General features: G+C 68.7%; 23 protein-coding genes. 8 read left to right on the top strand and 15 right to left on the bottom strand.

The window, feature by feature from the left end; translation table 11 throughout:
- Window positions 1–35: 35 nt before the first annotated feature.
- From MHA02_RS18175 to hisN, 3 genes are all read left to right on the top strand, one after another.
- A complete protein-coding gene (locus MHA02_RS18175; RefSeq protein ID WP_147081326.1) occupies window positions 36–1,085 on the top strand; it encodes a sensor histidine kinase in 1,050 nt (349 codons plus the stop codon).
- Between the two features lie 87 nt (window positions 1,086–1,172).
- Complete coding sequence (locus tag MHA02_RS18170) at window positions 1,173–1,598, top strand: SufE family protein (protein WP_147081324.1); 426 nt, start codon at window positions 1,173–1,175, stop codon at window positions 1,596–1,598.
- Between the two features lie 229 nt (window positions 1,599–1,827).
- A complete protein-coding gene (hisN, locus tag MHA02_RS18165; protein ID WP_147081322.1) occupies window positions 1,828–2,619 on the top strand; it encodes a histidinol-phosphatase in 792 nt (263 codons plus the stop codon).
- Between the two features lie 155 nt (window positions 2,620–2,774).
- Here the strand turns inward: hisN and MHA02_RS18160 are convergent, their stop codons facing one another.
- The 14 genes from MHA02_RS18160 to MHA02_RS18090 form a co-directional block, all read right to left on the bottom strand.
- Window positions 2,775–3,485: a response regulator transcription factor gene (locus MHA02_RS18160; protein WP_147081401.1), complete on the bottom strand. Its 711-nt coding sequence runs from the start codon at window positions 3,483–3,485 to the stop codon at window positions 2,775–2,777.
- Complete coding sequence (locus MHA02_RS18155) at window positions 3,485–4,003, bottom strand: hypothetical protein (protein WP_147081320.1); 519 nt, start codon at window positions 4,001–4,003, stop codon at window positions 3,485–3,487. Before MHA02_RS18155 ends, MHA02_RS18160 begins: the two co-directional genes overlap by 1 nt.
- Window positions 4,000–4,941 carry a YncE family protein gene (locus tag MHA02_RS18150; protein ID WP_147081319.1) on the bottom strand — a complete coding sequence of 314 codons (942 nt, stop codon included), beginning with the start codon at window positions 4,939–4,941 and terminating at the stop codon, window positions 4,000–4,002. Before MHA02_RS18150 ends, MHA02_RS18155 begins: the two co-directional genes overlap by 4 nt.
- Before the next feature lie 350 nt (window positions 4,942–5,291).
- The gene (locus MHA02_RS18140; RefSeq protein WP_147081315.1) at window positions 5,292–5,825 is read right to left on the bottom strand and encodes an SRPBCC family protein; all 534 of its coding nucleotides are present in this window, start codon (window positions 5,823–5,825) and stop codon (window positions 5,292–5,294) included.
- A 3-nt stretch (window positions 5,826–5,828) separates the two neighbouring features.
- Window positions 5,829–6,830: a vWA domain-containing protein gene (locus tag MHA02_RS18135; protein ID WP_147081313.1), complete on the bottom strand. Its 1,002-nt coding sequence runs from the start codon at window positions 6,828–6,830 to the stop codon at window positions 5,829–5,831.
- Window positions 6,827–7,453 (bottom strand): MxaK protein, encoded by a 627-nt coding sequence (locus tag MHA02_RS18130; RefSeq protein ID WP_238180534.1) that lies wholly within the window; start codon window positions 7,451–7,453, stop codon window positions 6,827–6,829. The genes MHA02_RS18135 and MHA02_RS18130 overlap by 4 nt, the downstream gene beginning before the upstream one ends.
- Window positions 7,454–7,515: 62 nt before the next feature.
- Window positions 7,516–8,571 carry a vWA domain-containing protein gene (locus MHA02_RS18125; RefSeq protein WP_147081311.1) on the bottom strand — a complete coding sequence of 352 codons (1,056 nt, stop codon included), beginning with the start codon at window positions 8,569–8,571 and terminating at the stop codon, window positions 7,516–7,518.
- 3 nt (window positions 8,572–8,574) lie between these two features.
- Complete coding sequence (locus MHA02_RS18120) at window positions 8,575–9,504, bottom strand: nonribosomal peptide synthetase MxaA (protein WP_147081309.1); 930 nt, start codon at window positions 9,502–9,504, stop codon at window positions 8,575–8,577.
- A 7-nt stretch (window positions 9,505–9,511) separates the two neighbouring features.
- Window positions 9,512–10,360, bottom strand: coding sequence for a DUF58 domain-containing protein (locus tag MHA02_RS18115; protein ID WP_147081307.1), 849 nt, complete (start codon window positions 10,358–10,360; stop codon window positions 9,512–9,514).
- The gene (locus MHA02_RS18110) at window positions 10,357–11,388 is read right to left on the bottom strand and encodes an AAA family ATPase (protein ID WP_147081305.1); all 1,032 of its coding nucleotides are present in this window, start codon (window positions 11,386–11,388) and stop codon (window positions 10,357–10,359) included. Before MHA02_RS18110 ends, MHA02_RS18115 begins: the two co-directional genes overlap by 4 nt.
- Before the next feature lie 248 nt (window positions 11,389–11,636).
- Window positions 11,637–11,930 (bottom strand): methanol dehydrogenase [cytochrome c] subunit, encoded by a 294-nt coding sequence (locus MHA02_RS18105; RefSeq protein WP_147081303.1) that lies wholly within the window; start codon window positions 11,928–11,930, stop codon window positions 11,637–11,639.
- A gap of 87 nt (window positions 11,931–12,017) precedes the next feature.
- Window positions 12,018–12,542 carry a cytochrome c(L), periplasmic gene (gene moxG, locus MHA02_RS18100; protein WP_373318406.1) on the bottom strand — a complete coding sequence of 175 codons (525 nt, stop codon included), beginning with the start codon at window positions 12,540–12,542 and terminating at the stop codon, window positions 12,018–12,020.
- Between the two features lie 168 nt (window positions 12,543–12,710).
- A complete protein-coding gene (gene moxJ, locus MHA02_RS18095; RefSeq protein WP_147081299.1) occupies window positions 12,711–13,634 on the bottom strand; it encodes a methanol oxidation system protein MoxJ in 924 nt (307 codons plus the stop codon).
- A 153-nt stretch (window positions 13,635–13,787) separates the two neighbouring features.
- A complete protein-coding gene (locus tag MHA02_RS18090) occupies window positions 13,788–15,665 on the bottom strand; it encodes a methanol/ethanol family PQQ-dependent dehydrogenase (RefSeq protein ID WP_147081297.1) in 1,878 nt (625 codons plus the stop codon).
- Between the two features lie 470 nt (window positions 15,666–16,135).
- Between MHA02_RS18090 and MHA02_RS18085 the strand changes: the two genes are divergently transcribed.
- The 5 genes from MHA02_RS18085 (at window position 16,136) to MHA02_RS18065 (ending at window position 21,808) form a co-directional block, all read left to right on the top strand.
- Entirely contained in the window at window positions 16,136–17,011 is an 876-nt protein-coding gene (locus MHA02_RS18085) for a trypsin-like peptidase domain-containing protein (protein WP_373318407.1), read from the top strand.
- 14 nt (window positions 17,012–17,025) lie between these two features.
- Complete coding sequence (locus tag MHA02_RS18080) at window positions 17,026–17,913, top strand: alpha/beta fold hydrolase (RefSeq protein WP_147081295.1); 888 nt, start codon at window positions 17,026–17,028, stop codon at window positions 17,911–17,913.
- 84 nt (window positions 17,914–17,997) lie between these two features.
- Complete coding sequence (locus MHA02_RS18075; protein WP_147081293.1) at window positions 17,998–19,269, top strand: glycosyltransferase family 4 protein; 1,272 nt, start codon at window positions 17,998–18,000, stop codon at window positions 19,267–19,269.
- 255 nt (window positions 19,270–19,524) lie between these two features.
- Window positions 19,525–20,718: a L,D-transpeptidase family protein gene (locus MHA02_RS18070; protein ID WP_147081292.1), complete on the top strand. Its 1,194-nt coding sequence runs from the start codon at window positions 19,525–19,527 to the stop codon at window positions 20,716–20,718.
- Window positions 20,719–20,908: 190 nt separating this feature from the next.
- Entirely contained in the window at window positions 20,909–21,808 is a 900-nt protein-coding gene (locus MHA02_RS18065; protein ID WP_147081396.1) for an MBL fold metallo-hydrolase, read from the top strand.
- A gap of 130 nt (window positions 21,809–21,938) precedes the next feature.
- Here the strand turns inward: MHA02_RS18065 and MHA02_RS18060 are convergent, their stop codons facing one another.
- Window positions 21,939–24,065 carry a protein-disulfide reductase DsbD family protein gene (locus MHA02_RS18060; RefSeq protein WP_147081290.1) on the bottom strand — a complete coding sequence of 709 codons (2,127 nt, stop codon included), beginning with the start codon at window positions 24,063–24,065 and terminating at the stop codon, window positions 21,939–21,941.
- Between the last annotated feature and the right edge of the window lie 110 nt (window positions 24,066–24,175).

The raw sequence follows: 24,175 nt of genomic DNA, 5'->3' as shown, positions 1-24,175 counted from the left end.
GCGGGCCGGGCAATCCTTTGAGATCGAACGGCGGAATGGTTTCGGACACACCATCGACAGGCACGAGACCGGAGGCGGCCCCGCGTGCCGTCTGCGACGATTTCCGGCGGTTCGCCGATTACGTGCCCCTGATGATGTGGCGCTCGGACCATGAGGGTCGGGCGCTTCATCACAACGAATGCTGGCTGCAATTTACCGGGCGCCCGCTCGAGGAAGAACTCGGCGAAGGCTGGCGTCGTGGGCTGCACCCGGACGATTTCGAGCGCCACGCCAAGATCGTTGCCGAAGCCTTCCATGCCCGCGAGCCCTTCACGGTCGAGTTCCGCCTGCGCCGAAACGACGGTGCCTATCGCTGGCTGCTCGATACGGCTCGGCCGCTCGTGGAAGACGGCGTCTTCACCGGCTATCTCGGCTCCTGCTTCGACATCACCGACCGCAAGAACGCCGAGGATCACGCCGAGGCCGCCCTCGTCGAGAAGGAGACGTTGCTCGCCGAGATCTATCATCGGGTCCGCAACAACCTTCAGGTGATGGTGAGCCTGATCGGCCTCTATGGCCGGGCCGCGCCCGAGCCCTGTCGCGGCAGCTTCGATGCCCTTGGCCAGCGCGTGCGCGCCATCGCGCTCGTTCAACAGCACCTGCACGAGGCGCCGCACATCGCCTCGATCGACCTGCGCGACTACCTGCATCGCCTCGCCTCGGGCCTCGGCCAGTTGCGCCGGGCCGGCCGCATCGGCGTCACCGTCGGCGGTTCGGGCACCAGCCTCGTCGAGCCGCGCACGGCGAATGCCCTCGGCATGATCGTGGCCGAGGTCGTAGCCGAATGCCTCGATGCCACCGCGGAATCGGTGAGCTGCGGCATCGGCATCGAGATCGTCGCCGGCGTCGGCGAGCCCGTGCGTCTGTCGATCGTCTCCGGCTCCGGCGAGGCCGCCGCCGCCGGGCGGCCCGGGGTGCCGAAGCTCGGACCGCGTCTGATCGCGGCCTACGCGGCCCAGGCCGAGATCGCGGTGAGCGGCGACGCCACCCGCGCCAGCCCCCTCGATCTGCAATTGCCCGAGGCGCGGGCGCACGGACCCGGCTGATCCGGCGCAGCCGCGTCCGGTCGCTTCGCGTGCGGCATGAGCCTATATCGGCACGATCCGATCCCGTTCGACGAGTCCACCCGTCCCATGCTGCCCCCCATCGACGACATCATCGAGAACTTCGAACTGATCGAGGATTGGGAACACCGCTACGGCTACATCATCGAACTCGGCCGCGAGATGGATGCCCTGCCCGAAGCCAAGCAGACCGAGGAGAACCGGGTGCATGGCTGCGAAAGCCAGGTCTGGCTCGACGTCGCCCTCGATCCGGCCGCTCCCGAGCCGCGTCTATCGCTGCGCGGCGACAGCGATTCCAGCATCGTCCGCGGCTTCGTCGCCCTGATGGTCTCGCTCTATGACGGCAAGTCGCCCCAGGATGCTGCGACCACCGACGGACTCGATATCTTTCGCCGGCTCGATTTCGGCGCACACGTCACCTCGAAGCGCTCCAACGGCGTCCGGGCGATGGTGGCGCGCATCCAGCACGATGCGAAGCGCTTCGCGGCGGCCTGAAAAATCGCTGCGGCGACTTGACCTACGGCGCGGGAGAAGCCTTCGTCCTGTCGCCTGAAGCCATCCGATCCGGCATCGCCGAACCGGAGCCGCCGGGAGCCGTACCCGATCGCCTTGCAATCGAGCACGGCTCCAAGCTCTTGTTTTGCCGCACACTCTTAGGCCGAACCGGTATCCACTTCGGCGGCGTGCGTTCTAGGGAATTCGAGCCTGCGATGATGAGCGTCCGATGAGCGTCGTCGATCTCGCCCGCTTCATGGAGGACCTCGCCACGCAGTCGGGCGCGGCGATCCTGCCGTTCTTCCGCGCGCATTTCGGCATGGACGACAAGGCCAGCGGCTCCGGCCGCGGCTTCGATCCGGTCACCGAGGCCGATCGCGCGGCCGAGGCCACCATGCGCCGGATGATCCGCGCGACTCTTCCGACCCACGGCATCCTCGGCGAGGAATTCGGCTCGGAGCAGACCGACGCCGAGTGCGTCTGGGTACTCGACCCGATCGACGGCACCCGTGCCTTCATCGCCGGCCTGCCGACCTGGGGCACGCTGATCGGTCTGACCCGCAACGGCACGGCCGTGCGGGGGTTGATGCACCAGCCCTATCTCGGCGAGCGTTTCCTGGGCGATGGCCGCAGCGCCACCATCCGCACCGCGAAGGGCGAGCGCAGGCTCCGCACCCGCCGCTGCGAAAAGCTCGGCGACGCGATCCTGGCGACCACCGATCCGCGGCTGTTCGCCGAGGGCGAGGAGCGCGAGCGCTTCCAGACGGTCGAGGCGGGCGTGAAGATGTCGCGCTACGGCGCCGATTGCTACGCCTATTGCATGCTCGCCGCCGGCCAGATCGACCTCGTTGTGGAGGCCGGCCTGCAGTCCTACGACATCGTCGCCCTGATCCCGATCGTCGAGGGCGCTGGCGGCGTGATCACCGCCTGGGACGGCGGCTCGGCGACCGGAGGGGGCCGGGTGATCGCTGCGGGCGACCGGCGGCTGCACGAGCAAGCGCTGGCGATCCTGAATCCATAGTCTCCTTCGCGCCGTCATCACTTCCCTGCACTCGCGATGACGAGCGGTGCCTGTTTCCTTACCGGAACGGTGCTGCACCTCAGCATCAGGAGCGTAGGGGATGCCAAAAGCGTGATGCTTTCAGCCCCACAGCATCGCCGTTGGCCGCGTGGTCCTCACCCCCCCAGATCGAGCTTGTTCCGGCTCACCGCGACATGGACCAATTCCGCCAGCGTCTGGACGCCGAGCTTCTGGCGCATGCTGGAGCAGGCGCTGATCACGGTCCGGTAGCTCACCGACAGGTTGTCGGCGATGACGCGGTAGGACTTGCCCTTGCTGAGTAGCGAGAGGATCTGCAACTCCCGCGCGTTCAGCGTGCCGAGCGGTGGCCCGTGACCGCGCATGGTGAGCATGGCGACACTGGTCGCCAGCCGGTGTTCGAGATAGCCGCGGCCGGCCCGCACCATCGTGAACGCCTCGATGACCGTCGCCGTCGGGGCATCCTTCAGGACGTAGCCGAGCGCCCCGCATTCGAGCGCCCGCGAGACCACCACGGGATCGTCGTGCATGCTGAAGGCGAGGACGCGCACGTCCGGCTGGAGTGCGCGCATCCGCCGGATCAGCGAGAGGCCCGACAGATCGCGGTCTTGAAAGCTGAGATCGGCGACCACCACGCCCGGGCGGAGCTTGTGGAAGCTGCGGTAGCCCGAGACGATGTCCGTCGCCTCGTGGACCTTCTCGAGGCCGAGATCGTCCGCGAGGTCCTCGAGGACGCGGCGGAATCCGCTCAGCACGACGGGATGGTCGTCGACGACGAGCACGCTCGTCGGCGCCGTGGGGTCGCCGCGGATGTCCCCCCGGGGACGCGTGCCGCGCTCGATGGCCATCATGGCTTGGCCTCTCCTTCGCGCTGCGAACCGTAGCGTTCGGTGAGCTGTGCCAGGGCCGTGGCCCGGTCGTCGCCTCGATGCCGGTTGTTGTAATAGTGCTGGCACATCTCGCCGTAGAGCTGACGCCCCTTGGCGCCCTGCGCGACGCGGGTGAGACCTTCGATCAACGCCTGGTAGCCTTCTTTCTGGCCTGCCTCGCCGAGCATCTGGCCGAGCTGTACCGTACGGTTGGCGATCATGCGCGGGTCCTCGATGAAGAAGGACTGCGCACGGCCGAGGCTGCGGCGCATCTGCGCACTCGCCGCGTCGTCGTTCGGCACCGGCCGTCCGGCCTCGCGGCTCGCGAGCCAGCGGCCGGTGTCCATCGGATCGGTCGGCGACAGCCAGGCCGGGATTTCGGCGTCCGACTGCGTCGCGACGACCGCCTGATCCTCAGACTTGGTTTCGGCTTCGTCGCCACCGCCGCAGCCGCCGAGCGCGAGGGCGAGCATCGCGAGGGAGAGGAGCGGTCTCATCGTCCGGCCTCGCCGGTCTGCCCGATCCCGAGATTGCGCGGACCCGCGCCGACCTTGATGCGGCCGGTCTCGCGCAACGTCGCCAGATCGATCACCGAGACGTCGTCGGAGAACCAGTTTGCGACGTAGGCGCGCGCGTCGGCGACGACGATTCCTTCCGGATAACGCCCGACCGTGATCGTGTCCGTCAGCGTCAGGCTGTTCGCGTCGAGGATCGTGACCGTGCCGGCATGCTGGTTCGAGACGAGGATACGCGCGCCGTCCGCACTCGTCGCCACGCCGTAGGGCATGGCGCCCACGGGCACGGTGGCGACCACCTTGAGGGCCGCCGTGTCGATCACCGTGAGATCGTTGCTGCGCACGTTGGCGACGTAGAGCCGGTTCTGGCTCGGGCTGAGACACAGCGCGAACGGTGCCTCGCCGGCGGCGATCGTGGCGACCCGCTCCATGCGGGCGGCGTCGATCACGCTGACCTGATGGCTCTCGCGATCGGCGACCCAGATCCGTCCGGCCCGGTCGAGCACGAGATTGGCCGGGTCCTTGCCCACCGCGACGACGCCCTCGACGGCGCCGGTCTCCGCCGAGAGGCGGCTGACGCGCCCCGTGGTCCAATCGCCGACATAGACGAAGCGGCCCAGCGGGTCGGCGGCGATGCCGAAGGCTTGGCCCTTGTAGGTTAGGCGCTTCAGCACTCGGGCCGTCTCGCCCTCGACGATGGTGATCGCGCTCGCATCGGGGTGCGAGAGATAGAGCCGGCCCCGCGCGTCCGCCGCCACCGCTGCCGGGCCGGTCTGGACCTGCGTGGTCGCGGTGACGGTGTTCGTGCCCGTATCGATCCGGGCGAGCTGGCTTGCTCCCTGGCTCGCGACGAAGATGGAGGCGGGGGAGACCGGTGTTGCGGCGACCAAGAGTGCGGTGGCGAGCCAGGCGGATCGCATCACGACGGTCGGCCACGATCCCGCCCCGTCATTCCGGGGCTCGCCGAAGGCGAGAACCCGGAACCTACCCGACACACTGCGCCCAGTCGTGGGTTCCGGGTTCCGCTTCGCGGCCCCGGAATGACGGAGATGGGTGACGAACCCATCAGTCCAGTCTTCGCCGACCACTCCCGACTTGCCCTCGAACAGTTCGCGCACCTCTCCTCCCCCTTGCGGGGAAGAGTTGGAGATGGCTCCACCGGGCTCCGACAGAGGCAAGCGGAGGCACCCCCGCCCTCGATCCCGCCCCGCAAGGAGGAGGGAAGAGCGTCGCGGTACGCCAACCCCACTCGTCGCTGCTCCCAAAAGAATCATTGCGTGGCGGCGCCCTCGACCTTGCCCTTGAGGCCCTTGAGGCCATCGCCGAAGAAGGCGTTCATCGCGGTCTTGCCGGCCTCGTCGGATAGGTTTTCGGGAGGCTCGTTGCCGGTGTCGCCGCGGTAGAAGCGGCCGATCCATTCGACCTTCGAGCCTTCGCCGTCCGGGCTCACCGTGAGCGTCGCCGAGTATGACGAGACCGGCAGCGCCTTCAGGTCGGCATCGCCGGATCGGTAGGAATAGGTGAAGCCCTCGGCCTTGTATTCGTCGAGGCTCTCCTTGAGCACGCCGCCGTTCTTGAAGGTCAGCGTGCGAGTGCCCCCGTCCTTGCTCCCCTTGTCGCCCTCGCTCTTCTCCAAGGCCGGATGCCAGGCCTTGATGCCGGAAAAGTCGCCGACGACCTTCCAGACCGCGTCGGGCTTGGCCTTGATCGTGATCGACTGGTCGACCTTCTGCGGCGTCGGGCCGTGGGCGAGCGCGGACGTGGCGGTCAGGGCGAAGACGATCGTCGGAGTCACAAACCGCATGTGTCAGGCCTTCTTCCATCGCAGGGGACGAGCGCCGCCCCGCCGCGCCAGCGCGCGAAGCGGCTGCACGGCGAAGACGGCGAGGAGCAGCGCCAGGGCGGCGCTGCAGAGGAGGGGGCGGAGATCGAGGCTGCCGGGGAGCGGGCGGGGCGTGCCGGCGTCCAGCATCGGCCGCAGCAGGCCGCCGGCCCCGTCGAGATGCGCGTAGGCGAGGCCGGTCTCGCCCGCGAGTTTCCTGAGGTACGTCTCGCGCACCGAGGACAGGTGCTCGGTGCCTTTCGCGGCGGTGCCGCCGAAGGGGGCGTTGCGGGCATCGTAGCCCGGACGCTTCTCGGCATCCTGGGGCGGAGGACCGAAGCGGTTCTCCTGCTGCACGTCGGTCTCGCCGTAGAAGCCGGTCTCGCGCCCGCGATCGTCGAATTTCGGGATCTGCGACAGCGCGGTGCCGCCCGCCCCGACGATCAGCCCGCGTACGGCCCCGGCCTTGCCCTCGAAGCCCGCGCCGCCGCCGCTCGGGAGCGGCGGGGCCTCCTGCCCATCGCTGATGAAGATCAGATCGGTACCGAGGCTCGCCGCCATTTCGATCGAGCGAAACAGCCCGGCCGAGACGCGGCTGTCGCCCTCCCAGGCCATGCGCCAGTCGAGCGACCCCAGGGCGCCGTCGAGGGGCGAGAAATCGCGACAGACCTCGATCGGCGTGAACAGCAGGAACGGCCGCCGCTCGGTGAAGACGCCCAGCGCCAGCCGCGAACCGCAGGGGAGCCGGTTCACCAGTTCGCGCAGCGCGGCCTTGGCCGTCTCGAGCCGGCTCACCGGGGCTCCATCCGCGTGCTTGTAGTCGCGCACGTTCATGCTGCCGGTGATGTCCACCACGGCCAGCACCTCCACGCCGTCGCGCGTGAGCGGCACGCTGCCCACGACGGAGGTCGCGAAGACGAGCGCCGTTGCCAGCGCCAGCGCCTGAAACCGCCGATCGCGAAGATTGCGGGCGAGGAAGGCTCTCACGGCGCCCCCCGCGGCTGGCCGGGAATGTCCGTCCAGATCTTTTTGGGCTCCGCCTTCAGGTCGTCGCCGTGCTTGCGGTCGAAATCCGGGAAGTCGCGGATCAGGCGCGAGGCGACGTCGAGGTTGAACTTCGCATCCCAGAAATCAGGTTTGGCTTGAAGGGCGCGGCGGTAGTCCTGCCGCGCCAGGATCACCAGCGGCCCGGCGGGGTCGATGTCGTTGCGCGAGAGGTGTCCGAAGGCCTGCCGCAGCCGGGCATTCGCCATCGCGTAGCGCGCCCGCGCGGCGAGATCCGGCTGCCCGCGCCGGTCGAGCGCCTCGACGAGGCCCTCGGCCTCCTCCAGGCGGTCGCGGCGCGACAGGACCTGGATGCGGGCGAGCAGCACGGTGGAGGGCGCCTCGGTGCCGACGGCGACGTCCCGGTTCTGCGCGAGCTCGGCGATGGTCCGGTTCGCCTGCCACGTCCGCCAGGCCAGGCCGGCGAACGAGAGAGCGGCAACCGCGAGCAGGATCGGCAGGGCGAGGAGGAGCGCAGGCCGGGCGCAACGCAGGGCGCCGGTCAAACTCTGGCGCCTGGAAGCCAATCGCGCGGTGCGGGGAATGCCGGTCGCGAGAGGTGTCATGCGATCTCCGGACAAGCAGATCGACGCGGCGCGTACCCCATGCGGCTCCTCGGGAGGCCGGATCATGCCGCAAGCCTCTCGGAGGCCGGCCGCGCGTCGTCCGAATGGCGGCGGGCCGGGCGCGAAGCTCGTCCCAGATCGACCTCCAAAAGCTTGCCCGCGAGCAGCACCAGCAACCCGACAGCCGCGAGCGCGCAGGCGAAGGGAGTCAGGTCCCGGCGCGGGCACTGCTCGGTGTAGGGGATCGGGTCGCGTTCCAGGCTCTCGATCTGGCGGATCGCCTCGCCGACGGCCTCCGGCCCCTCGGCCTCGAAGGCGCGGTAGGGCGTGCCGAGGCTCTTGAAGAACAGGTCGAGATGGCGCTCGGGGGCGGCCTGGGGCGTGTCCTCGCCGGCGGGCTTGTCGCGGATCGAGGGCGAGCCCTTGGTGCGCAGAAAGAGCCAGTAGAGGTTGGGCCTGATCTTCGCGAACTCGGCGCGCAGTGTGCCCTGGACCTTCGGGTCGATCACGGCGGCGCCGTCCGAGACCAGCAGGACCGCCCGAGAAATCGAGGCTGCCTCCGCTCCGAACTGCGACAGCGACATGGCCAATCCACGCGCGACGTTGGTGTAGTCGAGACCGGGCCGGTCGATGGCCGCGATGGCGGCGCGGACGGCGTCGTGCCGGTCGGTCATCGGCACCACGAGCATTGGGGCCGTCGAGAAGGCGGTCACCGCAAACTGGTCGTGCGCACGGCTGCCGACGAAATCGGCGAGGAGGCGACGCGAGGCCGCCGCCTTCGATTCCTCGGCGCCGGAGGGCTGCCTGCCGGCGAAGGTCTCGTTCATCGAGCCCGAGCGGTCGATCAGCATCGAGACCTGCGCGCCGATGCCGGTGCGGGTGACGGTCTCGCCGGAGCGGTAGGGGCCGGCGAGCGCCAGGACGAGTCCGCCGATCGCGACGATGCCGGCGAGCGTCAGCCCCCAGCCGATCACCCGCGAGAGGGCATCGGCCGGCGCGGCGGCGATGGCCGAGACGGCCGTGCGGCGCTGGGTCGATGCGACGAGCGGCAGGAGCGCGAGCGGCAGAAGCCACAGCACCAGGGGCAGCGTGGTGCCGAAGCGGGCGAAGACGCTCATCGTTCAGCCCCCCGCCATCCGCTCGGCCGCAGCGAGCTCTTTCGCGATGGCTTCAGCGTCACCGAGTGACCACTGGCTGCGCGCGGCCGAGGTCTCGCCGCCGAAGAAGGCGAGGCGGGAGGCGGTGAAGAAGCGGGCGAGCCCGCTCTCCTGCTGGCGATAGGCCGGGTGCCGGTCGAGGAAGGCCGGCAGGTCGTCGGCGAGCACGCGGCGACCGTCGGTCTCGTCGAGCCCGCGATGGAGCGCGATCAAGGCCTCGCGATAGGCGGCCTCGTGATCGGGCCGGCGCACGAGGGTGCGGAGATTGCGCTGCACGCCGGCGAAGGCACGGCCCCGGCGCCTGCCGAACGGCCCCCAGGCGCGGTCGCGGGCCAGAACCGCCAGAGCCAGCAGGGCGAGCCCCGCAAAAACACCTGCCCAGCGCAATGACGGCGCCACCTCGAGCGGCGCGGTGCGTCCGTCCGGGCGCATGTATTCCGTGGGGTCCTCGCGCGGGGGCGGCTGGATTTCGCGCAGGGGCGAGACGTTGATCGACCAGGCCGGCACCTGCGCCTTCGCAGAGGTGACGCCGTCCTTGCGGTCGCTCGCGACGGTGAGCGCGAAGCCGGGAATCTCCAGGGTGCGGGCGTCGAGGGCCGCATAGAACGATTGGTAGGTGAGGTGCAGGCGGATGCGCCGCGCATCGTCCTCGGCGGTCTCCTCGACGGCGATGTCGCGCAGGTCGAGCCAATATGTGATCGGGCCGGGCTGCGGCAACGAGGCGGCCTGCACCGTGAAGCCGTCGTCGACCATGATGTCGACCTGAACCCGCACGAGGTCGCCGACGAAGTAGCCGAAGGGCCGCAGCGTGCGCACCTCGACCGAGCGCACCTGCGCCTGCAAGGAGCCGGGCAGCGCTATCAGGGCGAGGAGAAGGAGGGCGAGGCGGCGCATGATCGCCTCAGGTCGTCATCAGGTGGCGGCTCAGCGCCTCGGCATCGAAGCGGGCTTCGAGCCGGAAGGGCGGGCGGCCATAGGTCGAGGCGATGCTGCGGAGCGTGTCGAGCCGTTCCCGCTCGCGGGCGTGCCAGCGCCGGCGCAGGCTCGGGCGCATGAACACGGTCCGGCGTCCGCCGCCTTCGAGGTCGTCGAACTCCATCAGGCCGAAGGCGGGCAGCGCCTCGTCCTCCGCCGCGTCGGCGAGCAGCACCGGCACGACGTCGTGCAGGGCGAGACCCGAGAATACCTGATCGATGAGCGTTTCGGGCCAGCGGAAATCCGAGACCACGAAGACGAGCTTTGGGCGGCCCGCGAGCCGGCGCGGGGCGTCGGTCAGACCGCGCGCGCCGGTGCCTTCGCAGCGGATCGTCGCGAGGCGGTGGACGCGCTCGACGGCAATGCCCTGCCGCCGGGTGGCCGGCAAAAAAAGATCCTCGCGAACGGCGTCGTCGCAGCCGATCAGCCCGAAGGAATCGCCGATGCGCGTCGCCGAGGCGGCGAGGCCTGTGCAGAGGTCGGCGACCAGCGCCATCCGGTCGGCCTCGCCACGGAAGCGCATGGAGGCGGAGAGGTCGACGAGCGCCCAGACCTCGATCGCGGTCCGCGTCTCGAAGCGGCGGACATAGGTGCCCTCGAACGGATCGCGCAGCGTCGCGCGGATGTCGATGCGGCGTGCATCCGGCAGGCGCAGGAACGGCACCTGATCGCGAAACGTGCCGAGCCCCCCGGCATCGCGTCCGCGATGGGCGCCGACGCGGCTGCCGCCCGGCCGCCAGCGCGGAAGATAGACGACTTCTCCGGTGCCGCTCACGGGGCCGGCACCGTCTCGAACACAGCGCGGATCAGCCCCGGCACGATGGTCTCGCGCCGCATCTCGTAGACTGGCTCGAGGAAGACGCGGTGGGCCATCACCTCGGGAAAGACGTCGCGGATGTCCTCCGGCACGAGGAACTCGCGGCCTTCCAGCCAAGCCCGGACGCGCGCGGCGCGAACGAGGAAAGCCAAGCCCCGGGGCGAGGCGCCGCCCTTGATCAGCGCCGCCATGTCGATCCCGGGCAGGCGGATGCCCGCCTCGGCCGGCCGCACCAGCGCCTCCCAGAGCGCGACGACATAGGCCTCGATCTCGGGGGATGCCTTGATCGAATGCTGGATCGCGTTGGCGATTCCGGACACGGCGGCATGGTCGATGATGCCGGGCTTGAGGCCTGAGACCAGGGCGTCGGTGTCGTGGAAGCGCGGATCGAAGACGAGGTCGCGGCGGGCCTGGGCATCGCGCGGCGCCTCCATCCCGATTTCCATCAGGAAGCGGTCGCGGGCGGCGGCGGGCAGCTCGAAGGTTTCTTCCCGCTCGACGCGGTTGCGGTCGGCGAAGACCTGAAGGTCGGGGAAACGGTACTCGCGGTTGAAGGCCGTGAGGCTGCGCTCGGCCATCAGGCGCAGCAGCAGCGCGTGGACCTGCGGCCGGGCGCGGTTGATCTCGTTGAAGAAGAAGACCGACAGGTCTTCTGCCTTGCGCAGGACCGGGCCGGGCTCGACGCGCGGACGGCCGTCATCGGCGAGGTAGGTGTGATAGATCAGGTCGGAGGGCATCATGTCGACGGTGCCCTCGACGCGCTCGTAGGCGCCCCCGAGGGCGCGTGCGACGGCCCGCAGCAGGGTGGTCTTGCCGACGCCGACATCGCCTTCGAGCAGCACGTGTCCGCGGGAAAAGATCGCGATGGTGACGAGGCGGACGGCCCGCTCCTGGCCGACGACGGCCTTGCCGACCTCGCGCTGGAACCGGGCGGCGGTGTCGCGCCAATCGGTGAGCATCGCGTCGCCGTGGCGAATGGTGTTCATCGTGTCGTTGCCTTGGATCTTCTTGGCCTCTGATCAAGGCTCTCGCGCCGGACCGCGCCTCATTGATCGACGCGCTCGGGCACTCTCCTCCCCCTTGTGGGGAGGAGTTGGAGGTGGGGGTGGTTCCGCCTGCCTCCGACCGAGGCAAGCGGAACCACCCCCACCCTCGATCCCTCCCCACAAGAGGGAGGGAAGGCGCCACGTTCTGGCGCCGGGGAAACCAAAGACTCGTTCGGCTCTCCGCGCTCTCAGTTCGCCTGCGAGAACTTGGCGATGTCGTATTCGAACTTGCCGGTCTTCTTGGCATTCTCGATGCGCTGGCGGTTGCGCTCTTCCATCTGCTTGATGGATTCGGCCTGCTTGCTGACCTCCTTCGGGTCGTGCTTGGGGTCGTACTTCGAGCCAGCGACCTTGTCGGGGAAGCCGGGCTTCGGCTCCCAGCAATTGCCGGCCGCCTTGCACTTCTGGCCGTCATAGGCGACCGCCGGCAGGGCCAGCGCCGAACCGACCACGAGCGCTGCAGCGTAAACGAATGTCCGCATGATCATTCCTCCGTCTCTTCCCTGGTTGCGGTTCGAAGACCGCTTATTCGTCGCGCCTGATCTGCCCGACGGCCTCGTCGAGAACGATCATTCCAGCGGCTTGCACTGGCCTTTCTCGTCCTTCGAAAAGTGTTCGCCCTCCTTGTAGGGCTTGTAAGCTTTCTTCTGCTCGTCGTTGAGCCAGACGGCGTCCTGCTTCGGCCCCGTGTAGAGATGCCGGATCCAAGTGATGACCTGGAGCGCCTCGTCGGGATTGAGGTCCTCGTTGTGCGGACCCATCATGCCGTTGGCGCCACCCCAGATCGTCGAGAACAGGCCGACATCGGTGGTGTTCGCGGGGTAGGTCCAGTAGTTGTCGTTGAGACCCGGCCCGACCTTGCCTTCGGCGAGATGCCCATGGCAGCCCGAGCAGGACGTCAAGTAAAGGTTCTCGCCGTTCCGCAGGCAGGACTTGTCGCTAAGATACTTGTTCTCTCCGGTCTGCTTGAAGACCTTGACCGCCTCGGTATCGCGGCCGCCCGGCTTGCCCTCGTCGAGGTTCATGATCTCGCCGGTGATCGTGTTTCGAAACTCGACGCCAGTCGTCGATGGGCCAGCCTGGGGCTGTGCCATCGCGCCGGTTCCGCAGGCCGCCAATAGAACCGATCCGAGGAGTTTGGAGACAACGGGCTTCACTGACTTGTTCATCGTCTTTCCGTGTTTCGATTGCGTCGAGGCGCAGTCGTTCCGTCGCTCGGGATCGGAACGTTTCGAGGATAGCTGCCGCGCCGGGATGACTGCTCAGTTCGAGGCCGGCGTGGTCGGCACGCCTTCCTCCTTGAGGATCGCCTCGATCCGCGGCTTGGCCTTTGCGATGCCGGCATCGAGCGCATCGCGCAGGGCCTCGTCACCCTTCCGCACGCCCATCGACTGGTCGAAGCTCTGCGGCATCTTCTGGCCGTCGCTGCGGACGGTGTCGTCCGGCACCAGCGTCATGCGCAGGGGCGTGGACGATTCCTTGACGTAGCGGCCGACATCCGGCGCGAAGGCGACGGCGACGTCGGCCTTGTTGGTTGCGACCTCAGTGATCATCCGGCCCGAGTCGATTTGGGTATATTGATTGCGTGCCGCGCGAAAATTCACGAGCGAGTAGAGGTAGGCCATGTCCTCCTCGTAGCGGCCGATGTCCTTGAGCATCGCCTCGCTCGGCGTGCCGAAGCCGACGACCATGTGATCGACGGTTTTAAGTCGCGGATCGGCCCAGGATTTGATGTCGAGGTCCTTGTCGGCGCGGGTGATGAAGACGTAGCCGCTGCGATAGTAGGGCTTCGTGGTCAGCACGCGCGGATCGTCGCTATCGAGGCCGACGACGACGTCGCAGAGCTTCTTCTCCAGGCCGTCGCGCACGAGGTAGATGGCGGCCTTGGAGTTCCAGACGAATTGCGGCTTGCGGCCCATGGCCTCCGCGACGGCGGCTGCGATCCTGTTCTCGAGGCCCGAACCGTCCTTCATCGAGAGAGGCGGCTGCTTCTCGGAGGCGCAGATGCGCAGGATCGAGAGATCGGCCGGCGCGGAATCCGCGGCCTTGGCCGGGGCCGCCGTGCTCTCGGAGGGCGGAACCTGCGCCTCGGATTCTCCGGACGCGCGAGAGGCGGGACCAGATGCGAGGGCGAGAAGGGCAGCAGCGGAAATCGCCGCGAGATGTCGTCCGGTGACGAACCGCATGGTCTTGAACCCGTTTCCTCGTTGATCGTCTGTGCGGTTGGGGCGTGCGGCCGGGGGTGGCGTTCCCCTAAAAAACCGTCGTTGATGCCGTTCCGCGTGGGAGGCTCCGCAGGGTCTCGATGAACCCGCGGAGCCCCATCGTCTCAGGCCGGCTTACTTGGAGACGAACTCACCGACGTTCGGGTCGTCGTAGGGACCCTTGCCGTCCAGCGAGAACACGACCACGCCGCCGCCCATCTGGGTGTAGTTGGCGAGCTTCTTGAAGGCGCCGACTGCGCCGAGACCGGCGGTCGGATCCTGAAGGTCGAACACCAGGCCGACACCCGGCCAGCCGCCGACGCCGTAGTTGATGGCGACGTACTGCGTGCCCTTGTGGGTGTAGGTCATCGGGTAGCCGATGGCGCCCGACGGCAGCTTGAACTTCCAGAGAAGGTCGCCGTTGTCGGAGTCGCGGGCCTTGATGTAGCCGTCCAGCGTTCCGTACAGGACGAGATCGCCGGCGGTCGCTGTCGTTCCGCCCCACACGGCGAACCGCTCCATCTTCTCCCAGTTGAACTTGCCCGTGATCGCGTTGTAGCTTTTGATCTGGCCGAGTCCTTCGTAGTTCTGGCGGTCACCTTTCGGGCCGGGATACATGTTCAGCGTCGCACCGACGAAGAACTGACCTGCGCGGTACGGAAGCATGAAGGGCTCCCAGTCCATGCAGATGTGGTTGATGCCCATGAAGAAGGCTTCACGCTTCGGGTCGTAGGAGTCGTGACCCTGGTTGTGATAGCCCATCGCCGAGGGACAGATGTCCTTGGCCAAGTGGTCCATGCGGGTGCCGTATTCGGGATCGCGGACCGGGGTGCCCGTCTTCAGGTCGACGGACTTGAACACGTTGACGGTGTCGTCGATCTTGTTCGCCGAGACCAGCGAGCCGTCGGTCCGGTCGAGGGTGTAGACGATGCCGTTGCGGTCCGGGTGGGTGAGGAGCTTCCTCATCTTCCCGTCCTTGTCCTTCTGCTCGGACAGCATCATCACGTTGACGCCGGCGTAGTCCCACTCGTCGTGCGGGGTCTTCTGGTAGCCGAACTTGGCTTCACCCGTATCGGCGTCGCGACCGAAGATGGTCATCGTCCACTTGTTGTCGCCGGGACGCATGGTCTCGTTCCACGGCGCCGGGTTGCCGGTGCCGAAGTAGATCAGGTTGGTGCCGGGATCGTAGGCGTACCAGCCCCAGTTGGTGCCGCCGCCGATCTTCCAGGCATCGCCCTCCCACGTCGCCGTGCCGAGGTCCTTCTGGCCGTAATGGGGGTTCTTGATGTTGAAGTCGGAGGCCAGCAGCAGGTCCTTGTCCGGACCCGTCGCGTAGGCGCGCCAGACCTGAGCGCCGGTCTTCACGTCGTAGGCGGTGAGGTAGCCGCGCACGCCGAGCTCGGCGCCCGAGGAGCCGATGATCACCTTGTCCTTCACGACGTAGGGGGCGATCGTCAGGGTCGAGCCGACCTTGATGTCCGAGTTCTCGATCTTCCAGACCGTCTCGCCAGTTTCGGCGTTGAGTGCGGCGACGTGGCCGTCGAGCTGGGTCTTGAGGATCAGGCCCGGCACCTTGCCGTCGCCCGGCCAGTAGGCGAGGCCGCGATTGACGAGGTCGCAGCAGGCCACGGCGCGGGCGGCCGGGTTCTGCTTCGGCTTGTCCTGCCAGAGGATCTTGCCCGGATCGTCGAGACCGAGGGCGAACGTGTAGTTCGGGAACGAGGTGTGGATGTACATCTTCCCGTCGACGACGAGCGGTGCACCCTCGTGGCCGTTCAGCAGGCCGGTGGAGAAGGTCCATGCCGGGCGGAGCTGCTTCACGTTGCTTTTGTTGACCTGCTTCAACTCGCTATAGTTGTTCGAGTCGTAGTTCTTGCCGGGCATCACCCAGTTTTCGTCACTCTTCGACAGCGTGACGAGCTTGTCGTCGGCCGCAGCCGCGATGCTCGACGCGGCGATGGGCGCGAACGCCACCACCGCCAACAGAGAAACCGAACTTAAGAGTCTGCTCATCCTGCGTCTCCTAGCCTGTCCGCCGCGTCTTTCGACCTCGCGGCCATGCGTGGCTATTTCCCTCACGGAGCGGAAGCACACCTCAATCGACCTTCGCCGTTACGGCTTGATCTATAAGACTTAACTAAGAATAGCCTCGTCTTATGAGAGATTTATTACTGCCTCTCGTCCTGTCATTTCTAGGCAGCAGCGTGGACAAAAGTCTTTAGACACTTCGACATTTGTGGCCGGGAACAACTGGCATGTGCCAGTAGAGCAATGCGTAATGCCCCTTGTGCAGACCCTGTGCGCTTGACGCTCGGACCGACCCGTCGCACGACTTGGTGTGATGGCCCCGCGGGGCGTTCGGGCCGTCTTGGTGGAGTGGGCTGATGCTGCCACGGCCGGGGCGCGGGCAAGGTCTGAGCGGATCGCGACGTCTTCGCATCCGCGAGATTTTACGTTGCGTTGCGTCGGTTCGCGCGGATGTGGTGAGCAAGACTTGGATTCATCTCGGATCCGCCGTCTCGCGCCGCACCATGAAGCACCGTCGGCTGCGCGGGTCGGTGGCGCTGCACGTCTTCGCCGGGCTCGGCGCGCCGGCTGTCCTGGGATGCGGGATCGCGCTGGCCGCGCTCTATCCGCATGACGGCCGGCGCGACATGACCGGGGCCGACAACCAGCGTTATCTCGGGGCCGGCGTGCTGTATTGCCGGCGGCCGGACGGGGTGCCGCAAAAGGCCGCGGCCGCCTGGCTCATCGGCGATCCGTCGCTCGTCGTCCTCAATGCCCACAACTTTCGCAACCGGCGCATGGAGACGACCCGCGACGTCTCCGATTGCTTCTTCCAGATCGGCGGCCGCAACCACGTCTTCGAATCGGGCAGCCTGCATCTCGGCACGCCGCCGGACGCCCGCTCGCTCCACATCACCGACGACTGGGCGATCCTGCGGCTCGCCGATCCGGTGGCCGGCGTGCCGCCTCAGCCTGTGCCGGACGCATCCGACCTGCCCACCGGCACCGGGGACCGACCGGTCGTGATGGTCTCGCCGGGCGGCCACGAGAACTATCGCGGCCCGAGCAGCCTGGAGACCTGCTTCGTTCGGCAGATCGATCCACCGAGCGAAGACGAGATCCGCCGCGTCCGCCACGATTGCAACGATGGTTTCGGCGGCTCCGGATCGGGCCTGTTCGACGCCACCGGCCGAATGCTGGCGATGCAGAGCGCTTCGCTCTCGATGAATTCGCGCCGGCCCTTCGACATCGAGTTCCATTACGGCTCGGCGCTGCTCTTCGAGGGCGAGCTGCTCAAGGCGATCCGGCAGGAGATCGCGGCGATCGCCGGAACGACCCGCGTGACCCGCTGACGAGGCGCTTGCCCATGGCCGGATCCGACCCGTTCCTGCGCGGCTTCCAGCTGCACGACGTCGACGCGGCCGGCATCCGCATCCGCGCGGCGACCAGCGGCTCGGGTCCGCCGCTCCTGCTGCTGCACGGCCATCCCCAGACCCATGCGACCTGGGGCCGGATCGCCCCGCAGCTCGCCGAGCATCGCAGCGTCGTCGCGCTGGACCTGCGCGGCTACGGCGATTCCAGCAAACCGGCCGGCGGCGAGCATCATGCAAATTATGCCAAGCGCGCCATGGCGGCCGACGCCGTGGCGGTGATGCGCGCGCTCGGCCACACGCGATTCGCCGTCGTCGGGCACGATCGCGGCGGACGTGTCGCGCACCGCATGGCGCTCGACTGGCCGGACGCCGTCGAGCGCCTGGCGGTCTTCGACATCGCGCCGACCGCGACGATGTATGCGCGCACCGACAGGGCCTTCGCCACGCGCTATTTCTGGTGGTTCTTCCTGATCCAGCCGGCGCCGCTGCCCGAGCGGCTGATCGCGGCCGATCCGGAATTCTTCCTGCGCACCCATCTCGAAGGCCAATCGCGGACCCCCGGTTCCACCCCGCCGGAGCTCTTCGCCGAATACCTGCGCTGCTACACGAGCGAGGGCGCCGTCCATGCCATCTGCGAGGACTACCGCGCCGCCGCGGGGATCGACCTGGAGCACGACGCGGCCGACGGCGACCGCCGGGTCGCGGCACCGCTGCTGGCGCTCTGGGGCGCCCGGGGCACCGTCGGCCAGACCTACGACGTGCTGGAGACCTGGCGGGAGAAGGCCACGGACGTGCGCGGTCACGCCCTCGATTGCGGCCATACCCTGCAGGAGGAGAGGCCGGAGGCGGTTCTCGCCGCGCTCCGTGACTTTCTGGGATGAGCGTCGGAGGAGGGCCTTGGGGCCTGCAAGCGTTGAAACGAACGGGGAAGTCGGGCACAGCGCCCTTTCCCCGACCGGTTCGCCATGTTGTCTCGTCCCGTTGCCGTCGACCTCACGCGCCTCGCGACGCGGCTCGGGCATATGAGCCCGACGGGGATAGACCGGGTCGAACTCGCCTATGCGCGTCATTTTCTCCGCGCCGGCGGCCGGGCCTTCGGCCTGGTCTCGACGAGCCTCGGCCCTCGCGTGCTGGATCGCGAATCGGCGCTTCGCCTTGCCGAGCGCGTCGCGCAGGGCTGGGTCGAGGATGCCACGGCCGAAGCCGACCCCGTCTATCGCAGGCTGACCGACGCCGTCCCACCCTCGGCGGACGCCTCCCGTACGCGCGGACGCGCCGAGGCCGTCCTGCGCCGCCTGGAGCGCGAGACTTGGCTGCGCGCGCCGCGCGGCAGCCGCCTCGACGCGCTTCCCGCCGGGACCGTCTACCTGCACGTGTCGCAGCTCCGCCTCGAACGGCCCGAGCGCTTCCGCTGGCTGTCCGCGCGTCCCGATATCCGAGCCGTCTTCACGATCCACGACCTGATCCCCATCGCCTATCCCGAGTATTGCCGGCCCGGGGAGGCACACCGCCACGCCGTCCGCCTCGAGACCGTGGCGGGCCACGCCGCCCACATCCTCGTCGACACGGCGGATGTCGGCGACCGCCTCGGCCGCCACTTCGCTTCGCGGGGCCTGCCGGAACGGCCGATCACGGCGGCGCCGCTCGGCATCGAGCCCTTGTTTTCGAAGGGCGCGGGCGGTCTGGCGCCGAGCGGGCGGCCCACCTTCCTCGCCTGCGGCACCATCGAGCCGCGCAAGAACCACCTGATGCTGCTGAACGTCTGGCGCCGGCTGTCGGATCGGCTCGGTCCCGGGACTCCGCGGCTGGTGATCGTCGGCCGGCGCGGCTGGGAGGCGGAGAGCGCGATCGCCATGCTCGACCGCTGCCCCGGCCTCCGCGGCCATGTCGTGGAGGCGGCCGGCCTGACGACGCCGGGGCTCGCGGCCCTGATGCGCGGCGCCACGGCCCTGCTGATGCCCTCCTTCGCGGAAGGGTACGGCCTGCCGGTGCTGGAGGCCGCGGCGAGCGGCCTGCCGGTCGTCGCCTCCGACATCCCGGTGCTGCGCGAGATCGCGGGCGCCTTCGCGCGGTTCGTCGACCCGAACGACGCGCTCGGCTGGATGACGGCGATCGAAGCCCTGGCGGCTCCGGCCTCCGCCCTGCGGGCCGACCTCGCCGCACGGCTCGCCGGGTACGAGGCTCCGAGCTGGAGCGCGTATTTCGACCGGGTCGAGGCGGTGCTCGCCGGGCTGTAGCGGGCCGTCCGGGGACCGTTGCCTCGACCCCGGGCAAGTCCCTCAAATCGGCCGCAAAGCGAGACCATTCGTAACGGGCGTCGCCGTATCCTCGTGAGACCCGCGCGATTCGCGTCGTCGTCCTCCAGAGCATGATGCGGACCAGTGGAATCCGGTTTCCCGAGAACACCATGCGGCATCGCTGACCCGGACCAAGCCGCGGATTCCGCGACACCGCGGCGTGGTCCGGGGCGGCGCATGCGTCCCGCAAACCGGATGCTCCTGCGTCTTCGGCCGGTCCTCCGCCTCCTCGCCCTCGCGGCCTGCCTCGGCGGCGGCCCGGCCACGGCGCAGGCGGACAAGGCCTCCGCTCCGATCCCGCCCGCGACGCTCGCGCTGATCAAGGCCAGGGGCAGCAGCCCCGAGGCGCCGATCTTGCTGCGGGCCTACAAGAAAGACTCCGAGATCGAGGTCTGGAAGCGGGCTGGCAACGGCCGTTTCGTCTTCATCAAGACGTATCCGATCTGCCGCTGGTCGGGTCAGCTCGGGCCGAAGACCAAGACCGGCGACCGCCAGACGCCGGAGGGGTTCTACACCGTGGCCAAGAGCCAGATGAACCCGAACTCGCATTACTACCTGTCCTTCGACGTCGGCTACCCGAACGCCTACGACAAGGCCCACGGCTATACCGGCTCGGCGGTGATGGTGCACGGCATCTGCTCGTCCATGGGCTGCTTCGCCATGACCGACACGGTGGCCGGCGAACTCTTCGCCGTGGCGCGCGAGGCCTTTGCCGGAGGTCAGGCGGCGTTCCAGTTCCAGTCCTTTCCGTTCCGGATGAGCGCCGCGAACATGGCGCGCTACCGCAGCGACCCGAACATCGCCTTCTGGCGCCAGCTCAAGGAGGGCTCCGACCGCTTCGAGGCCACGGGCCAAGAGCCGGTAGCGACCGTCACGGCCGGCCGCTACGCCTTCGTGCCGCTGAAGGACAGGGACCAGGAGGCGCTGGCGACGGCCCGCGTGAAGGAAGAGGCCGTGCATGTCGCGGGCCTCGTCGAGGACGGGGCCGCCGCTATCCGCACGACCTACTCGGATGGCGGCCAGCATCCCTTCTGGGCGGCGCTGATCAGCCGGGGCGTGCCGGTCGGCGAGGTCAGCCGGCCGGAGGCCCTGGCCTATGCGGGGCAGGAAGTCGTGCTGATCCCGGCCCGGCGCAAGACGCCGCCGATCGCGCCGCTGCCGGACGCCGTCTGGACCGCCGCGATCGCCTCGGGTACGCCGTTCGCGAGCGTCCGGACGCGGGACTTCATCCCGTCCTACGAGGCGCCTGCCCCGCGCTTCGTGTTCGAGATCGCGTCGAATGAAGCAACGCGGCTTCCGCTAATCCTGCGCGGCGCGCGTGACGGCAGCATCACGCCACCGGACCTAGCTGGGGCGCGGCCCCTCGTCGACGTCGTTGCGCAAAGGTGACAGGGGCTGGATTCCCTTTGCCGCCTTCACGGTGGCGTGTGCGTGCCCGCACACGGAGCGGAATAGCCGCCGCCTATCTCTTCCCTGTAAGCATTTTACAGAGGCATCGGCTCCCGTGGCCGCAATCGAACCCATGTCGACGCGACGGAAAGCGCTCGCCGGAAACGGCCGGAGCGACTGGTACAAGCGCATGAACACGACGAGTCCCGTATCGGACGACGCGCTCACCCTGCGCTTCTGGGGCGTGCGCGGCTCCACGCCGGTCAGCGGACCGGAATACGTCGAGTTCGGCGGCAATACGCCGTGCCTGGAGATCCGCTGCGGCGACCGCCTCTTCGTGCTCGATGCCGGCTCGGGCATCGGTCCCTTCGGGCGCAGCAACACCGAGGGGCTGCCGCAGGAGATCGACCTGCTGTTCAGCCACCTGCATCTCGACCACACCGCCGGCCTGCCGTTCTTCAAGCCCGCCGTGTTCGACGAGACCCGCACCATCCACACCTATTGCGGCAACCTCGACGGCGCCTGCGCCACAGAGGCGCTGGACCGCCTGTTCTCGCCGCCGCTGTTTCCTGTCAGCCTCGACGTGCTGCCCTGCAGCCTGAAGCATCACGGCTTCAAGGCCGGCGAGCCGCTGGTCTTCGCCGACGGCTCCCGCGTCGGGACGATCCTGCTCAACCATCCGCAGGGTTCTGTCGGCTACCGTTTCGAGCATGCCGGCAAGCGCCTCTGCGTGATCAGCGACATCGAGCACACCGATCCCTGGCCGGACCCGGCGCTCCTCGCCTTCGTGCAGGACGCCGACCTGATCGTCTACGACGGCATGTTCACCGAGGGCGAATATTGCCGTTGCGCCGGCTGGGGCCACTCGACCTGGCAGAAGGGCGTCGAACTGGCCAAGGCCGCCAACGCCAAGGCGTTGGCCATCATCCATCTCCACCCCGGCCATACCGACGCACAACTGCGTCAGGTCGAGGCCGACATGCAGGCGATGATGCCGGCATCCTTCATCGCCCGCGAACGCCAGACGGTGGACGTCGGCGCTCCGAGCGTGACGTCACGGCCGCAACTGGCCCTGGCGCTGACCGCCTGAGACGACCGATCTCCGTCATTGCTTCGCTGCGCTCACAATGACGATGGTGGATCCGAGATCAAAAACACCCTCGGGTATCGATGCCATCTGAGGGCGCAACAGACGAGCGTCAACGACGCCGGCCGTCGCCTCATCGCTGCGCCAGCCCCGCGCGCTTTTCGATGGCCGCCAGCACAACGCCCTCGGTCAGGATCTGAGGGAGCACGCTCGCTTCCGCCTTGCCGCGGTAGAGCAGGTAGAGCGGTACGCCGCTGCGCCCGTAGCGCTCCAGGAGCGTGGTGATCTCGGGGTTCTGGTTGGTCCAGTCGCCCCGCAGGACGACCACGCCGTTGGCGCGGAACGCCGCCTTGACGCCGTCGCGCGACAGCGCCGTGCGCTCGTTGATCTGGCAGGTGATGCACCAGGCCGCCGTCATGTCGACGAACACGGTGCGGCCCTCGCCGCGCAGGGCGTCGAGACGTGCCTGCGTGAACGGCTCGATGCCCTCCGCCGTCGCCGTGCTGCCGGCCACGGCCCGATCGCCGTCGAGCACGGCCACGAGGCCCGCCGTCGCGATCAGTGCGGCCAGCGCCGTGGCGCGCGCGAGGGTGCCTCCCCAGCCGCTGCCGAGCCGTGCGCGCTCCCAGGCCCAGGCGGCGAAGCCGACGAGAACGAGCCCACTGAGCCCGGCGAGCAGGCCGTTCGGCCCGACCTGCTGCGCCAGCACCCAGATCAGCCACGCGACCGCGGCGTAGACCGGGAAGGCGAGAACGCCCTTGAGCGTGTCCATCCAGGCGCCGGGACGCGGCATGATGCGCAGAGCCCCCGGGAACAGCGTCAACGCCAGGAAGGGCAACGCCAGCCCGAGGCCGAGGCTCGCGAACACGATGAGGCTCACCGCCGGCGGCTGCGTGAGCGCGTAGCCGACCGCCGCACCCATGAACGGCGCCGTGCAGGGCGTGGCGACGAGGGTCGCGAGCACGCCGGTGAAGAACGAGCCCTGGTAGCCCGCGCGCCGTGTCAGTCCGTCGCCGAGTCCCGCGATCCCGCCGCCGAGATGCACCACGCCCGACAGGCTCAGCCCCATCGCGAGAAGTCCGTAGGCGAGCACGGCCACGACGATCGGCGATTGCAACTGAAATCCCCAGCCGATCGTGGCGCCCCCGGCCTTCAGCGCCATCAGCAGGCCGGCGAGCGCGAGGAAGCTCGCGAGCACGCCCGCAGTGTAGGCGAGGCCGTGGATGCGCACGCGGGTCGTGGATTGGCCCGCCTGCTTCACGAGGCTCAGCACCTTGATCGAGAGCACCGGAAACACGCAGGGCATCAGATTGAGGACGAGGCCGCCGAGCAGTGCGAGGCCGGCTGCGCTCCACAAAGTCAGGCTTTCGTCTTCTGCGGGCACAGGCGTCGGTGCCGTCGCTGGTGCCGCCTCGGACGGGGCCGCGGCGGCGGGCGGCGGCTCGCCGATGGCGAAGGCGCGGCGCCTGCCGTTCTCGGTGAAGGTCAGCACGCCGGGCAGGTCGGTCGGCGGCTTGGCGGCATCGCCCGGCTTCAGGGCGAGATGCAGGCCGGCCGCGTCGACCGTGAGAGTCTGGCTCGCGGCGTTGTCGAGCACCGTCTCGCCGTAGGGAAAGAACGCGGCCTCGCCGATCGCGTCAGGCGCAAGGCCCGTACGGTCGAGGCTCAGCACGACCGTGTCGCCCTGGCGCGACAGGCGCGACGGCCAGGGCGAGGGCTCGGGCAGGGCCGCACGAGCCTTGGCGAAGAGTTCGGTCGAAGCCGGATCGGGCGTGGGCGGCGCGTCCGCGGCGGCGACCGGGAGCGACAATTCGAGATCGGCCGAGCCGGGAATGCAGATCTCTTCGCAGACGAGGTACGACAGCTTGCCGGCGAGCCGGACGGAGGTGCCGGAATAGTCTTTCGGCACGCTGACGGGCACGAGCAGCACCACCTCGCCCTCGTAACCGTAGTTCATCAGGGTCTGGACCGGCAGGCGCTCCGGGGCCGGCCATTGCACCGGGCCGACCCCGACCCCTCGGGGAAGATCCCAGGCCATCTCCGGCGGCAGGCCGGAATCGCCCGGATTGCGCCAATAGACGTGCCAGCCCGGCTTCATCGCCATGCGGATGCCGACGGCCGCCGTGGAGCCCGGCGCCACGGCGGAGGGTTCGGCGACGAGGCTCGCCTGGACGAGGTCCTTCGGTTGCTTGGGGACGAGCGCCTGCGCACCGGCGAGGGCGCCGAGCAGGAGGGCAAACGCTGTGAATAGCCGGATCATCGCGTCAGCCTACCTGATAACGACCGTCCGGCGCATGTCGCCACCGGCAGGAAGCCGGCGACGTCGGACAAGGGCCACCGCTCCGGCCTGTCCTACGCCTGGAATGGCCG

Source organism: Methylobacterium haplocladii (genome assembly GCF_007992175.1).
Classification (GTDB): domain Bacteria; phylum Pseudomonadota; class Alphaproteobacteria; order Rhizobiales; family Beijerinckiaceae; genus Methylobacterium; species Methylobacterium haplocladii.
Note: the sequence above shows the minus strand (reverse complement) of the source record. Positions and strands in the feature narration are given on the sequence as shown.